Source organism: Castellaniella sp. MT123 (assembly GCF_039614765.1).
GTDB lineage: Bacteria > Pseudomonadota > Gammaproteobacteria > Burkholderiales > Burkholderiaceae_B > Castellaniella.
Genome location: NZ_CP154879.1, coordinates 3,026,476 through 3,038,644, shown reverse-complemented (window position 1 = coordinate 3,038,644; position 12,169 = coordinate 3,026,476). Strand labels below are relative to the sequence as shown.

The window sequence follows — 12,169 nt, the reverse complement described above, 5'->3', positions numbered from 1 at the left end:
GACACACGTTCCGGGGCCATGATGGTTTCTACTCCCGGGTCTCGCTCCTATAATGTCGCGATGAACCTGAGCTCTCGCATCCTGCCTCCGGGCAATATCGTCCTGGATCTGGCGGCCACCAGCAAAAAACGGGCTTTCGAACACGCAGGCCTGCTGTTCGAGAACAACCAAGGCGTGGCCCGCATGTCGGTCTTCCACAGCCTCCTGGCGCGTGAACGTCTGGGTTCGACCGCGCTCGGCCACGAAGTTGCAATTCCGCACGGACGCCTGAAAGACCTGCGAGAGCCCCACGCCGCCTTCATCCGGCTGGCCGCCCCCATCCGTTTCGACGCAAACGATGGCCGCACAGCCCGTCTGCTGTTCTTTCTGCTGATCCCCGAAGCCGCCACACAGATGCATCTGGACCTGCTGGCCAGCATCGCGCGCCTGATGTCGGACGCCGACGTCCGCCAGGTACTGACGCAGTCCACGGACTCCACCGCCATCCATCAACTCCTCCTGAACGGCCCCCACGCCCAGTCCACCGAACATGCTGACCATTCAAGAGCTGATTCGTGACAACGCCGAAAAGATCTCCTTCACCTGGCTAGCCGGGCAGGCTGCGGCCGCCCAACGGCCGGTGCCCGATTCCCGGGACGCGGCCGCCGATCTGGTCGGCCACCTGAATCTGATCCACCCCAGCCGCATCCAGGTCTTCGGCACCGAGGAAATCTCCTATTACCGGCGTCTCGACTCGAAACGCCGGCGTCACCACCTGGAAGAACTGGTCGCCGGCGGCGTCCCCGCGATCGTACTGGCAGGTGGGACCCAGGCACCCGACGACCTGCGGGCCTTCTGCCTGGAACAGGACATCCCGCTGGTCGGCACGCCGACCGATGCCGCCCACCTGATCGACCTGCTGCGCGTCTATCTGGGCAAACGCATGGCGCCCAAGACCACGGTGCACGGCGTCTTCATGGACGTGCTGGGTCTGGGTGTGCTGATCACGGGCGAATCCGGGCTGGGAAAAAGCGAACTGGCTCTGGAACTGATCTCCCGAGGGCACGGCCTGGTGGCCGACGACGCGGTGGAACTCTCCCGTACGGCGCCCAATTTCGTCGAGGGCCAATGCCCGTCACTACTGCAGAACCTGCTGGAAGTGCGCGGCCTGGGTCTACTGGACATTCGCACCATCTTCGGCGAAACATCCGTGCGGCGGAAGATGAAGATCAAGCTCATCGTCCACCTGGTGCGCATGACCCCGGACAACTTCGAACGCCTGCCCATGAAGGACGAATACCAGGACATCCTGGGCATTCCCATCCGCCGGGTCATGCTGCAGGTGGCCGCCGGCCGCAATCTGGCCGTGCTGGTCGAGGCGGCCGTGCGCAACACCATCCTCAGCCTGCGCGGCATCGACACCATGGGCGAATTCATCGAACGCCAGGCCCTGGCCATCATGGAAAGCACCCAGGAGAAGCGGCCGTGACCCTGGCTCCCGACACCGCTCCGACGAGCCTGACTCGCGGCAGGACAGCGTCCCGACGAAGGCCTGCGACATGCTGAACATCGTCCTCATCACCGGCATTTCGGGATCCGGGAAATCCGTGGCCCTGCGTATGCTGGAAGACACGGGATACACCTGCGTCGACAATCTGCCCGTCCGGTTCCTGCACGATTTCATCGCCAGCACCCAGGACAGCGGTCTGGAACGGGTGGCGGTGTCCATCGACGTGCGCACCCCCGGCGACCTGGACGAATTGCCCGGCATTCTGACCAGCCTGCGGGCCATGGGCCTGGCCCTGCACGTGATTTTCCTGGATGCCGACGACCATACCCTGATGCAGCGCTACTCGGAATCCCGGCGCCGCCACCCCCTGACCGACCGGCTGCGGCACGAGGGGCAGGATCCGTCGCTACAGGATTGCATCACCCGCGAACGCGAACTGCTGGCTCCGCTACGACACCAGGAACATGTCATCGACACCTCGGACCTGACACCGGGACAGCTGCGCGGCTGGGTGCGCGACCTGGTGCAGGTCGACCGGGCATCCGTCATCCTGACCTTTGAATCCTTTGCCTACAAGCGGGGCGTGCCGCATGACGCCGACCTGGTCTTCGACGTCCGCTGCCTGCCCAACCCCCACTATGATCCGCAGCTGCGCCCGCTGACCGGGCGCGATGCCCCGGTTGCCGACTGGCTGGCCCAGTTTGGCAGCGTCGAGGCCATGATCGAGGACATCGCCGGCTTCATCCGCAAATGGCTGCCGCTGTACATGCAGGACACACGCAACTATCTCACGGTCGCGATCGGCTGCACCGGCGGGCAGCACCGCTCGGTCTATGTCGCAGAACAGCTGGCGCGGCGGTTCGCCGACCACTCGCCTCTGCTGGTGCGCCACCGCAACCCGCTGCTGCACAAGCCATCCCCATGACCGCCGCCCCCTGCTCCCCGCTCGCGATTGCGCAACCAACGGCCGATCCGGCCGGCCGGCCGTTCCTGCGGACGCTGGCAATCGGGCTGCTCTGCGCGACACTGGCGATCCTGGCCGGTTGCGCTTCCCGGTCGGGGGGGTACTACAAGGACGACGGCCCGGGTGACCGGGTCCCGCCGGACATCGCCTCCATCCCCGATGCCGTGCCGCGCCTCGAGCGCCACGCCCCGGCGAATTTCCGGCCCTATCAGGTCTTCGGCATCCGATACGTCCCCATCGGCGAGGACCAACCCTATCGTCAGGAAGGCGTGGCCTCGTGGTACGGCCGGAAATTCCACGGCGAAAGGACCGCCAACGGCGAAACCTACGACATGTACGCCATGACGGCCGCCCACCCGACCCTGCCGATTCCCAGCTACGCCCGGGTGACGCGTGTGGGCAGCAGCCGCTCGATCATCGTGCGCATCAACGACCGGGGGCCCTTCCACCCGGGCCGCATCATCGACCTGTCATACGTCGCCGCCGCGAAGCTGGGCCTGGTCGGCCCCGGCAGCGGGCGCGTCGTCGTCCAGGCCATCACCAATGCCGACATCCGCGCCGGCCGCGATGGGTCAGCACCCCTGATGGCGTCGGCGGCGACCCCGGTTTCAGTCACCGAGCCAGCTCAGCCCATGCCCGCGCCGGTCAGCCTGCCCCCGCCGGCCCTGGCGTCCGCGCCTCCACCGACACGGGCCGGCAACGACCCGGCAGGCGCCGGAATCTACCTGCAATTCGGCGCCTTTTCCTCGCCGGATAATGCGCATGCCCTCGCGCAACGAGTCAATGCCCAGATGGACCGGTCACTGGGGCAAGTATCGGTCAGCTACCAGCCACCTCTGTACAAGGTCCGCATGGGCCCCTATCCGTCGCGCAACGAAGCCGACCACACGGCGGCCTCTCTGTCGGCCTCGGCCGGACTGAATCCGGTCGTCGCCATGGATCAGGGCTTCTGACCCAAAGCCCAGGCATACAGGCGGTCGCGTGACAGGCCGGTGGCCGCCGCGCCGATGCGCGCGGCATCCCGCACCGATAGATCGGCCAGCAAGGCTCGCATGAGCCGCTCGTGATCCGCGGACAGGTCCTCGTCCTGCGCGGGCAGGGCCTCGGTCGCATGCAGCACCAGCACAAATTCGCCCTGCGTACGATGGACATCCTCGGCCAGCCAGTCGTTCACTGAACCCAAAGGCAGCGTGCCGATCTCCTCGAACCGCTTGCTTAGCTCACGGGCCACGGTCAGCACGCGATCGGGCCCTGCCAGTTCGGACAGGTCCGACAGGGCGGCACGCAGGCGGTGCGGCGTCTCGAACATCACCACGGGAACCGGCCAGCCCAGCCAGCGCGCCAGCCACTTGCGGCGGGCCTGAGCCTTGGAGGGCATGAATCCTGCGAAGGCGAAGCCGGGCTCTTCGTCGCGAGTCGCGCCGCTAGCCATCAGGGCGGCAATGACGGCGCTGGGCCCAGGCAGCGGAACGACCCGGAAACCAGCCGCCCGCACGTGCCGCACGATGCGCGCCCCCGGATCGCTGACCGCTGGCGCGCCGGCATCCGACACCAGAGCGATCCGCTCGCCCCGCGCCAGACGGTCCACGATTCCCTCGGCCGCCTCCTGCTCGTTGTGACGGTGCGCCGCCAGCAGGGGCGTAGCGATCCCCCAGGCATCGAGCAATGTGCGCGTCGTGCGGGTATCCTCGGCCGCGATCGCATCGCAGCGCCGTAAGGCTTCCCAGGCGCGCAGGCTCAGATCCTCGAGATTGCCGATCGGGGTGGCCACCACGTACAGGCATCCCGCCGGCCAGTTCTGTCCGGCGACCTGGTCGATGTGACGTTTCCACGTCAGAGCGACTTCCTCCGGATCCCTCATTTCCGTCATACTGAATTCCTTTTTTCCTGGACGAATCGGCGCCATGCTGACCGATGCTTATGCGCGGGCGCAACAGGCCCAGGGCCTGGCGCTGCGCCGCCGCCGGCGCGCGGCGCGCACCGCAGCCCGCCATGCCCCGCGCAATGACCGGCAGGGCGCCCCGCCATCCGCGGGATCGCCCAGCCAGCGGCAGGGATATGCGGCCGAATCTCTGGCCCTTCGTCACCTGAATGCGCGGGGGCTGCGAATCCTGGCTCGCAACCTGCGCTGCAAGGCGGGGGAGATCGATCTGGTGGCATGCCAGGGCTCGACGCTGGTGTTTATCGAGGTGCGACAGCGACGCGACCGGCGCCATGGCGGGGCTACCGCCAGTGTAAACCGGCCCAAGCAGGCGCGCCTGATCCGCGCCGCCCGCTATTTCCTGCCGCTGCTGTCCGCCCGGCACTTCGCTGGGCGGACTCCCGTGTGCCGCTTCGACGTCGTCAGCGTGGAGGGTGAGCAGATCGACTGGATCCAGGATGCGTTCCGGAGTTGAATCCAGTTACGTTCACGATCGCCCGCACCACGCTCTCATGCGATAATCGGCGCCATGGATATGACCTCCCGCATGACGTCGCATTTCGACGATGCCGTCGACACCTTCAAATCCAGCGCCCGCGAACTCGCTCCCGCTCTGGCGACCGGGGTCGACCTGCTGTTTGGCGCCCTGACGAACAATGCCCGCATCCTGGCCTGCGGCAACGGCGGCTCGGCCGCCGATGCCCAGCATTTCGTAGCGGAACTCGTCGGCCGCTTCGAGCGTGACCGCTTGCCTCTGGGCGGCATCGCCCTGAATACCGACACCTCGATCATGACCGCCGTGGGCAACGACTACGGCTTCAATTCCGTCTTCGAACGCCAGGTCAATGCCCTGGGCCAACCCGGCGACGTACTGGTGGCGATTTCCACCAGCGGCAATTCGCCCAACGTGCTGCGCGCCATCGAGGCCGCCCACGAACGCGAAATGCAAGTCATCGCCCTGTCCGGCAAGGGCGGCGGCCAGATCAATTCACTACTGTACGAGACTGACATCCATCTGTGCGTCCCGCACGATCGCACCATGCGCATCCAGGAAGTCCATATCCTGCTGCTGCATGCGCTGTGTGACGGCATCGACGCCCTGCTCCTGGGAGACCCCCTCTGATGCCCTTGTCCGCACGCCCATTGTCCACCCGCCCCCTGGCGCGCTGCCTGATCAGCCTCGCCTGCTTGTCCGCCCTGTCCGGCTGCGGCCTGTTCATCGTGGGCGGCACGGCGGCCACCACCGCCATGGTCGCCACCGACCGCCGCACGGCCGGCGAACAGGTTGACGACCAGACGATCGAACTGCGCGTTTCCAGCGAAATGAACAAGGCCTTTGGCGACAAGGCCCGGGTCCTGGGCACGTCCTACGCGGGCCGCCTGCTGCTGGTGGGCGACGTACCCACCGAAGCCGACCGCCAGAAGGCAGTGACCATCGCCCGCTCGATCCAGAAAGTCCATCAGGTGGACGACCACATCCGCGTGGGCGAGATCACACCGCTCAGCGTGCGCACCAACGACACCTGGCTGACCTCCAAGGTCAAAAGCGAATTCGTCACCACCGAAGGCGTGCCCTTCCGTACGATCAAGGTCACGACCGAACGCGGCGTGGTCTACCTGATGGGCAAGGTCACGGCCGACGAGGGCGAGCGCGCCGCCAAGGTCGCCTCCAGCATCTCGGGGGTCAATAAAGTCGTAAAATTATTCAATGTCGTGTCGCGGGAAAGCCTGATCACCGATCCCGGCAAGCCGGCCCCCGTCACGGAATCCAGTACTTCCAGCGCCCCAGCCTCGCCTCCGGCAGGCGGTAGCGGCGGCGCGCAGACCATGCCTGTGAAATGAAAAAGATCATTCTCGGCCTGGCAGCGGTGATCGCGATCGGCGCCGCTGCACTCTGGCAGTTCCAGGGGGCCGCCCAGGCGGCACCCAACGTCGCCTTCACCGATCTCCAGGGCAAAACCCTGACCACGCAGGACCTACGCGGCAAAGTCGTCCTCGTCAAATTCTGGGCCACCAGCTGCACCACCTGCGTGGCGCAGATGCCGGACACCATCCGCCACTATCAGGACCTGAAATCGCGCGGCTTCGACACGATCGCGGTGGCCATGCAGTACGACCCGCCCAATTACGTGAAAAATTACACGGAAACCCGCCGGCTGCCGTTCCCGGTGGTGATCGACGCCCAGGGCAAGCTTGCCCAGGCCTTTGGCGACGTGCGGCTGACCCCCACAGCGTTCCTGATCGACAAGCACGGCAACATCATCAAACGCTATCTCGGCAACTACGACGAACAGGCCTTCATGGCCACGGTGGAAAAGGCATTGGCTTCATGAGTACCCTCGCGGATACCGCCCCGGCATTGTCAGCCTCGATCAAGGCTGAAGTCCTCTCCGAAGCCCTGCCCTACATCCGGCGTTTCCACGGCAAGACCGTCGTCATCAAATACGGCGGCAACGCCATGACCGACGAACATCTGCAACGCACCTTCGCGCACGACGTGGTGCTGTTGAAACTCGTCGGCTTGAACCCGGTCGTGGTCCACGGCGGCGGGCCGCAGATCAATAGCGCCCTCAAACGCATCGGCAAGGAAGGCACCTTCATCCAGGGCATGCGCGTCACCGACGCGGAAACCATGGAAGTCGTGGAATGGGTGCTGGGCGGCCAGGTGCAACAGGACATCGTCATGATGGTCAATGAAGCCGGCGGCAAGGCCGTGGGCCTGACCGGCAAGGACGGCTGTCTGATCCAGGCGCGCAAGACACTCATGCCCGACCCGGACCATCCCGGCGAACTCCTGGACATCGGCTTCGTGGGCGAGATCGAACGCATCGAGCCCGCCGTGGTCAAGGCCCTGCAGGACGACCAGTTCATCCCCATCATCTCGTCCATCGGCTACGGCGAGGACGGCCAGGCCTACAACATCAACGCCGATGTGGTGGCGGGCAAGATGGCCGAAGTCCTGGGGGCGGAAAAACTGGTCATGCTGACCAACACCCCCGGCGTACTCGACAAAAGCGGCCAGTTGCTGCGCAGCCTGTCGGCTCAGACGATCGACGCGCTGTTCCAGGACGGCACGCTATCGGGCGGGATGCTGCCGAAGATCTCCTCGGCGCTGGACGCCGCCCGTTTCGGCGTGAACTCGGTCCACATCATCGATGGCCGGGTACCGCACTGCCTGCTGCTCGAAATCCTCACCGACCGCGGCGTCGGCACGATGATCAGTTCGCATTGATGACTCCTCGATGACCCCATTACGTGCCCCCAGCCCGCTGCGGCGGGGACAATCCGTCCAGCCGGACGAGCCGGTCTGGCTGTTCGATCTGGACAACACCCTGCACGATGCATCGCGGGCAATCTTTCGCACGATCGATCGACGCATGAGCGCCGCCGTGGCCCAGGCGCTGGACCTGCCGGCCGATCAGGCCGACGTCCTGCGCCAGCGCTACTGGGAGCGCTATGGCGCCACGGCCATTGGCCTGGCACGGCATCATGGCGTGAACCTGCGCCAGTTCCTGGCCACCTGCCACGACTTCGACGTCAGACCCCTGGTCCATGCCGAAACCGGCCTGAAGACGCGCCTGCGCAGCCTGAAGGGCACCCGCATCGTCCTGACCAACGCGCCTGCGCATTACGCCCGCCGGGTCCTGAAGGCCCTGGGCATCCTGCAGGAATTCGACGGCCTCTGGGCCATCGACCACATGATGCCCATGGGGCTGCCACGGCCCAAGCCATCATTGGGATTGATGCATCAGGTCGTCGCCCGGCTGGGCGTTCCGGCCCGGCGGGTGATCCTGGTGGAAGACACCCTGCGCAACCTGAAATCGGCCCGTCAGGCGGGGCTGCGCACGGCTTATCTGTACCATCCGGGCACGCCGTTCTCGCGGCAGCAGCATGGCCGCGACCTGTACGTGGACGTGCGGATCAACCGCCTGGGTACCCTGCTGATGCGGGCGCGCGACGGGCGCATACCGGGCACTCCGGATCGCGCCTGAACCGGATCGTATGCCACTGCATGCGCAGGGCATCGACCGACAACAGCCGACCCACCAGCGGCTCGCCCATCCCGGTGATGATCTTGATGGCCTCGGCCGCCTGCACGCTGCCCACCATGCCAACCAGCGGCCCCAGGACACCGGTCGTGGCGCAGCGCAATTCCTCGACATCATCGGCCTCGGGAAACAGGCAGTGATAACAAGGTGACGCGTCGTCGCGCAGGTCGTAGACGCTGATCTGGCCGGAAAACCGGATGGCCGCCCCCGACACCAGCGGTGTACGTGTGGCGACGCAGGCGCGGTTGATCGCATGCCGGGTGGCGAAATTGTCGGTGCAGTCCAGCACCAGATCGACCTGGCCCGCCAGTTCGCGCAGACGCGGCTCGTCCAGACGTTCGACCAAGGCCCGGACCTGGATGTCGGGATTGATCGCCAGCAGGGCCTGTCGACCGGATTCGGCCTTGGGTTGCCCCAGATCCGCCATGGCATGCAGCACCTGGCGCTGCAGATTGCTGAGCTCGACGACGTCGTCGTCCACCAGGAGGATCGAACCTACCCCGGCGGCTGCCAGATAGAGCGCCGCAGGGGATCCCAGGCCACCAGCCCCGATGATCAGCACCCGCGCGGCCAGCAGGCGCTCCTGGCCTTCGATGCCCAGCTCATCGAGGAGGATGTGCCGGGCATAGCGCATCAACTGCGCATCACCCAAAGAGGCCCGATCCGGTTTCATTGGACCTTGATCAGCCCTTCCGGGGTGATGCGGTAGTGTTCTACCGGGGCCGCACCTTCATTCAGTGTTTTTTTTTCCGTCGCAGCCGGTTTGGCGGTGGGCTGCGCGGCAGGTTTGGCTGCCTGCCCGGCGGACGCCGCGGCACGCGCCTGGCGCACGAGCGCCGCATCGGCCTTCAGGATCGGGCGCCCCTGCAAGGCATTGACCGCCTGCTGCAGCTGCCAGTCGTCGGTCCCGCCGAATTCGAACATCTTGATCTCGCCCTGCACGAAATCGTCTTCCTCGCCGGACTGCGCGGACTGCGACGTCGCCTGGTTGGCCAGATGATGCTGCAGATCGACTTCGCGCTGCATGCGGAACAGATTACCGGCCGCGCTGTCGTCGACGACGTGGTCGGGCTCGACGCCGGTATTCTGGATCGACCGACCGCTGGGCGTGTAATAACGTGCCGTGGTCAGCTTGATGCCGGTGTCCTTGCTGAGCTGCAGCACGGACTGCACCGAGCCCTTTCCGAAGGTGCGATTGCCGATGATCTGGGCGCGCTTGTAGTCCTGCAGTGCCCCCGCAACGATCTCCGAGGCCGAGGCCGACCCGACATTCACCAGCACGACCATGGGTACGGTCCGCGTCCAGGTCGGCAGGCGGATGCCCTCCAGGCCATGGCTGCCATCGAGCGGCCGAGCGTAGAACTCTTCGTTCGAGGATGGAATACGGCCCTTGGTGGAAACCACCAGCTTGCCGGAGTCGACGAATGCCGACACCACGCCGATGGCACCGTCCAGCAGCCCGCCCGGGTCGTTGCGCAGATCCAGGATCAGGCCCTTGGGTGCCTGCTTTTTCGACAGGCTGGACAGCATCTTCACCATATCGACCAGGGTGCGGTCCTGGAACTGGCTGATGCGCACGTAAGCGATGTCATGAGGCAGCATCTTGCCGCGCACGCTGCGCGTCTTGATCATTTCGCGCACGATATGGAATTTGAGGGGCTTGGGGCTACCTGCGCGCTGGATGGTCAGATCGATGGCCGTGCCGGGTTCGCCGCGCATCTTCTTCACGGCATCGTTCAGGGACATGCCCTTGGTGGGGTCGCCATTGATCGCCGTGATCAGGTCCCCGGTCAGGATGCCGGCGCGCGCGGCAGGGGTGTCCTCGATCGGCGCAATGACCTTCGGCATGCCGTCCTGGGTGCCGATCTCGATGCCCAGGCCACCGAAGCCTCCGCGCGTGATGTCCTGCATCTGCTTGTAGGCTTCCTCGTCGAGGTAGACCGAATGCGGATCCAGATCGGTGAACAGGCCCTTGATGGCGTCGTCGATCAGGGCCTGGTCGGACACCGGCTCTACATAGCTGGATTTGATGGCGCCATAGACGTTGGCGAACTGCTGCAGGCTTTTCAGCGGCAGCGGCTCGGTTTTTTGCGCGGCGGCGGAGATGCCCAGGCTGACCAGGATACCCCCCAGAAAGCCCATCACAACCCAGCCCAACGATCGATTCTTTCGAGTGCCCATGCACATTCCTAAGCCATTCGCCGAAAAGACCCGCCGCCATGCCCCGCAAGGCGCGGCGCGTCAAAGCTCACATAGTACAGAAATTAAGGCTGCAACCATAGTTGAGGATTGATCGGCGCCCCCTGATGTCGCAATTCGAAATACAACCCCGGCTCGACCTGTCCGCCCGTCGAACCGACGCGCGCCACCACATCCCCCCGGGCCACCACGTCGCCCACCTGCTTGAGCAGCGTCTGGTTGTAAGCATAGATGCTCAGGTACTGCTGCCCATGGTCGATGATGATGATGTTGCCGAAACCGCTCAGCCAGTGCGCATACACGACACGACCGGCCGCGACGGCATGCACCGGCGCCCCGGCCGTCGCGCGCAGCACGATGCCGCGCCAGACGCCCCCTTCCGGGCGCGGCATACCGAAGCGCCCCTGCGCTTCGCCGGCCACGGGCCGGGGCAGGCCCTTGCGCAGCCCCGGAAAACCCTTCTCGGGAACCGACCGGATCTCGGTCGCCGCGGCGGCATCGGCGGAAGGTTCCCGCGTAGCGAGCGTCGGGGCCGGCTGTGCATCCGCGGGCTTGGTCGCGGCGGATTCGTCGGGTGAAAGTCCGGACGGCGCATGCGGTTCGGCCGCCCCCTGCTTCGCGGCAGCGGATTGATCGCGCGTCGCCGATTCCCGCAAATGGCGTTCGGCTTGCTCGCGCACGTGCTGCGCTTCCTGGGCGGCCTTGTCCCGCTGCGCCTGCAGTTCCTTCAACCGCTGCTGCTCACGCCGCGCCCGTTCGGCCTGTTCCTTCGCACGCCGTTGCGCCTCGGCCTTGAGCGCCGCCTGGCGGCGAGCCTCGGCCTGGGCGATCTCGGTGTCCAGCGACTGAATCAGATTCCCCAGCCGCGCATCCCGCGCATGCAGGTCCTTGGACTGCTGGCGTTCGCCCTGAAGACGGGACTGCACCTGCGCCAGCACCTCGCGGCGCTGCGCCTGCTGGGTCTGCAGCGCGAGCTTCTGGGCCTGGGTATCGCTCACCAGGGTGTCGAGTTCAGCCTGGCTGGCATCGGTCCGCTGTCGCAGCTCCGTCAGGCGCGCCAGCGTGCCTCGCAGCTCATCGAGCGTGCGCGTTCGCGCCCGCGACACATACGCCAGGTAGGCAAGTTCACGGCCGATGTCCTGCGGATCGCGCCCCGACAACAGCGCCGTCCAGGGAGACAGGCCGCTGGCATACTGCGCCCGCAACTGGTCGGCCAGGGCCCGGCGCTGCCGGTCGAGTTCCGCCGCCTGCTGCGTGCGCGCCGCGCCAAGTGTCTTCAGGGTGTCCGACAGCGTTTTGTGGCGCTGGTCGAGTTCGGCCAGATGGCGGCTGATGTCGGAAATCGCCTGTTCCGAGTCTTTCAAGGCGGCGCTGGCATCCTGACGCGAGGACTCGGAGGCCTCGATGCGCTTTTGCAAGGCGTCGATCTGCGCTTGCAGCGCCGTCCGGTCTTCGCGCGCCCGTGTCTGGCGCGTCTGCAACGAGGATTCCGCCTGGGCCGAGACCATCGCCAGACATAGCACCAGCCCCAGGCCGAAATGTCGCAT

The 12,169-nt window shown here is 66.0% G+C and carries 14 protein-coding genes; 10 read left to right on the top strand and 4 right to left on the bottom strand.

Annotated features, from left to right (window positions below; genetic code table 11):
• The first annotated feature begins 60 nt into the window (after window positions 1–60).
• The 4 genes from ABCV34_RS14340 to ABCV34_RS14325 all read left to right on the top strand — a co-directional run bounded on the left by ABCV34_RS14340 (window position 61) and on the right by ABCV34_RS14325 (window position 3,406).
• Window positions 61–558 (top strand): PTS sugar transporter subunit IIA, encoded by a 498-nt coding sequence (locus ABCV34_RS14340; RefSeq protein WP_345796888.1) that lies wholly within the window; start codon window positions 61–63, stop codon window positions 556–558.
• Entirely contained in the window at window positions 530–1,468 is a 939-nt protein-coding gene (gene hprK, locus ABCV34_RS14335; RefSeq protein ID WP_345796887.1) for an HPr(Ser) kinase/phosphatase, read from the top strand. Before ABCV34_RS14340 ends, hprK begins: the two co-directional genes overlap by 29 nt.
• A 70-nt stretch (window positions 1,469–1,538) precedes the next feature.
• Entirely contained in the window at window positions 1,539–2,414 is an 876-nt protein-coding gene (gene rapZ, locus ABCV34_RS14330; RefSeq protein ID WP_345796886.1) for an RNase adapter RapZ, read from the top strand.
• Window positions 2,411–3,406: a septal ring lytic transglycosylase RlpA family protein gene (locus tag ABCV34_RS14325; RefSeq protein WP_345796885.1), complete on the top strand. Its 996-nt coding sequence runs from the start codon at window positions 2,411–2,413 to the stop codon at window positions 3,404–3,406. Before rapZ ends, ABCV34_RS14325 begins: the two co-directional genes overlap by 4 nt.
• Here ABCV34_RS14325 and rsmI read toward each other — a convergent pair.
• The gene (gene rsmI, locus ABCV34_RS14320) at window positions 3,394–4,323 is read right to left on the bottom strand and encodes a 16S rRNA (cytidine(1402)-2'-O)-methyltransferase (protein ID WP_345796884.1); all 930 of its coding nucleotides are present in this window, start codon (window positions 4,321–4,323) and stop codon (window positions 3,394–3,396) included. The genes ABCV34_RS14325 and rsmI overlap by 13 nt on opposite strands.
• A 34-nt stretch (window positions 4,324–4,357) precedes the next feature.
• On the opposite strand from rsmI, the gene ABCV34_RS14315 reads away from it, so the two are divergent.
• Genes ABCV34_RS14315 through ABCV34_RS14290 form a run of 6 tightly spaced genes read left to right on the top strand, consistent with a single transcriptional unit; the run spans window position 4,358 to window position 8,366 of the window.
• Entirely contained in the window at window positions 4,358–4,849 is a 492-nt protein-coding gene (locus tag ABCV34_RS14315) for a YraN family protein (RefSeq protein WP_345796883.1), read from the top strand.
• Window positions 4,850–4,903: 54 nt separating this feature from the next.
• Window positions 4,904–5,497: a phosphoheptose isomerase gene (locus ABCV34_RS14310; RefSeq protein ID WP_345796882.1), complete on the top strand. Its 594-nt coding sequence runs from the start codon at window positions 4,904–4,906 to the stop codon at window positions 5,495–5,497.
• Window positions 5,497–6,216: a BON domain-containing protein gene (locus ABCV34_RS14305; RefSeq protein ID WP_345796881.1), complete on the top strand. Its 720-nt coding sequence runs from the start codon at window positions 5,497–5,499 to the stop codon at window positions 6,214–6,216. The genes ABCV34_RS14310 and ABCV34_RS14305 overlap by 1 nt, the downstream gene beginning before the upstream one ends.
• The gene (locus tag ABCV34_RS14300) at window positions 6,213–6,707 is read left to right on the top strand and encodes a TlpA disulfide reductase family protein (RefSeq protein ID WP_345796880.1); all 495 of its coding nucleotides are present in this window, start codon (window positions 6,213–6,215) and stop codon (window positions 6,705–6,707) included. The genes ABCV34_RS14305 and ABCV34_RS14300 overlap by 4 nt, the downstream gene beginning before the upstream one ends.
• Window positions 6,704–7,606: an acetylglutamate kinase gene (gene argB, locus ABCV34_RS14295; protein ID WP_345796879.1), complete on the top strand. Its 903-nt coding sequence runs from the start codon at window positions 6,704–6,706 to the stop codon at window positions 7,604–7,606. The genes ABCV34_RS14300 and argB overlap by 4 nt, the downstream gene beginning before the upstream one ends.
• A gap of 10 nt (window positions 7,607–7,616) precedes the next feature.
• Window positions 7,617–8,366, top strand: coding sequence for a pyrimidine 5'-nucleotidase (locus ABCV34_RS14290; RefSeq protein WP_345796878.1), 750 nt, complete (start codon window positions 7,617–7,619; stop codon window positions 8,364–8,366).
• Here the strand turns inward: ABCV34_RS14290 and ABCV34_RS14285 are convergent.
• The 3 genes from ABCV34_RS14285 to ABCV34_RS14275 all read right to left on the bottom strand — a co-directional run bounded on the left by ABCV34_RS14285 (window position 8,296) and on the right by ABCV34_RS14275 (window position 12,169).
• Complete coding sequence (locus tag ABCV34_RS14285) at window positions 8,296–9,075, bottom strand: HesA/MoeB/ThiF family protein (protein WP_345798795.1); 780 nt, start codon at window positions 9,073–9,075, stop codon at window positions 8,296–8,298. The two genes, ABCV34_RS14290 and ABCV34_RS14285, sit on opposite strands and share 71 nt — an antisense overlap.
• Before the next feature lie 17 nt (window positions 9,076–9,092).
• Window positions 9,093–10,604 (bottom strand): S41 family peptidase, encoded by a 1,512-nt coding sequence (locus ABCV34_RS14280; protein ID WP_345796877.1) that lies wholly within the window; start codon window positions 10,602–10,604, stop codon window positions 9,093–9,095.
• Window positions 10,605–10,687: 83 nt separating this feature from the next.
• The gene (locus ABCV34_RS14275) at window positions 10,688–12,169 is read right to left on the bottom strand and encodes a peptidoglycan DD-metalloendopeptidase family protein (RefSeq protein ID WP_345796876.1); all 1,482 of its coding nucleotides are present in this window, start codon (window positions 12,167–12,169) and stop codon (window positions 10,688–10,690) included.

Bases quoted from the DNA above. Each gene is read 5' to 3' on its own strand.
- ABCV34_RS14340 (WP_345796888.1), top strand. From the start codon at position 61: ATGAACCTGAGCTCTCGCATCCTGCCTCCGGGCAATATCGTCCTGGAT.
- hprK (WP_345796887.1), top strand. From the start codon at position 530: ATGCTGACCATTCAAGAGCTGATTCGTGACAACGCCGAAAAGATCTCC.
- rapZ (WP_345796886.1), top strand. From the start codon at position 1,539: ATGCTGAACATCGTCCTCATCACCGGCATTTCGGGATCCGGGAAATCC.
- ABCV34_RS14325 (WP_345796885.1), top strand. From the start codon at position 2,411: ATGACCGCCGCCCCCTGCTCCCCGCTCGCGATTGCGCAACCAACGGCC.
- rsmI (WP_345796884.1), bottom strand. From the start codon at position 4,323: ATGACGGAAATGAGGGATCCGGAGGAAGTCGCTCTGACGTGGAAACGT.
- ABCV34_RS14315 (WP_345796883.1), top strand. From the start codon at position 4,358: ATGCTGACCGATGCTTATGCGCGGGCGCAACAGGCCCAGGGCCTGGCG.
- ABCV34_RS14310 (WP_345796882.1), top strand. From the start codon at position 4,904: ATGGATATGACCTCCCGCATGACGTCGCATTTCGACGATGCCGTCGAC.
- ABCV34_RS14305 (WP_345796881.1), top strand. From the start codon at position 5,497: ATGCCCTTGTCCGCACGCCCATTGTCCACCCGCCCCCTGGCGCGCTGC.
- ABCV34_RS14300 (WP_345796880.1), top strand. From the start codon at position 6,213: ATGAAAAAGATCATTCTCGGCCTGGCAGCGGTGATCGCGATCGGCGCC.
- argB (WP_345796879.1), top strand. From the start codon at position 6,704: ATGAGTACCCTCGCGGATACCGCCCCGGCATTGTCAGCCTCGATCAAG.
- ABCV34_RS14290 (WP_345796878.1), top strand. From the start codon at position 7,617: ATGACCCCATTACGTGCCCCCAGCCCGCTGCGGCGGGGACAATCCGTC.
- ABCV34_RS14280 (WP_345796877.1), bottom strand. From the start codon at position 10,604: ATGGGCACTCGAAAGAATCGATCGTTGGGCTGGGTTGTGATGGGCTTT.
- ABCV34_RS14275 (WP_345796876.1), bottom strand. From the start codon at position 12,169: ATGCGACATTTCGGCCTGGGGCTGGTGCTATGTCTGGCGATGGTCTCG.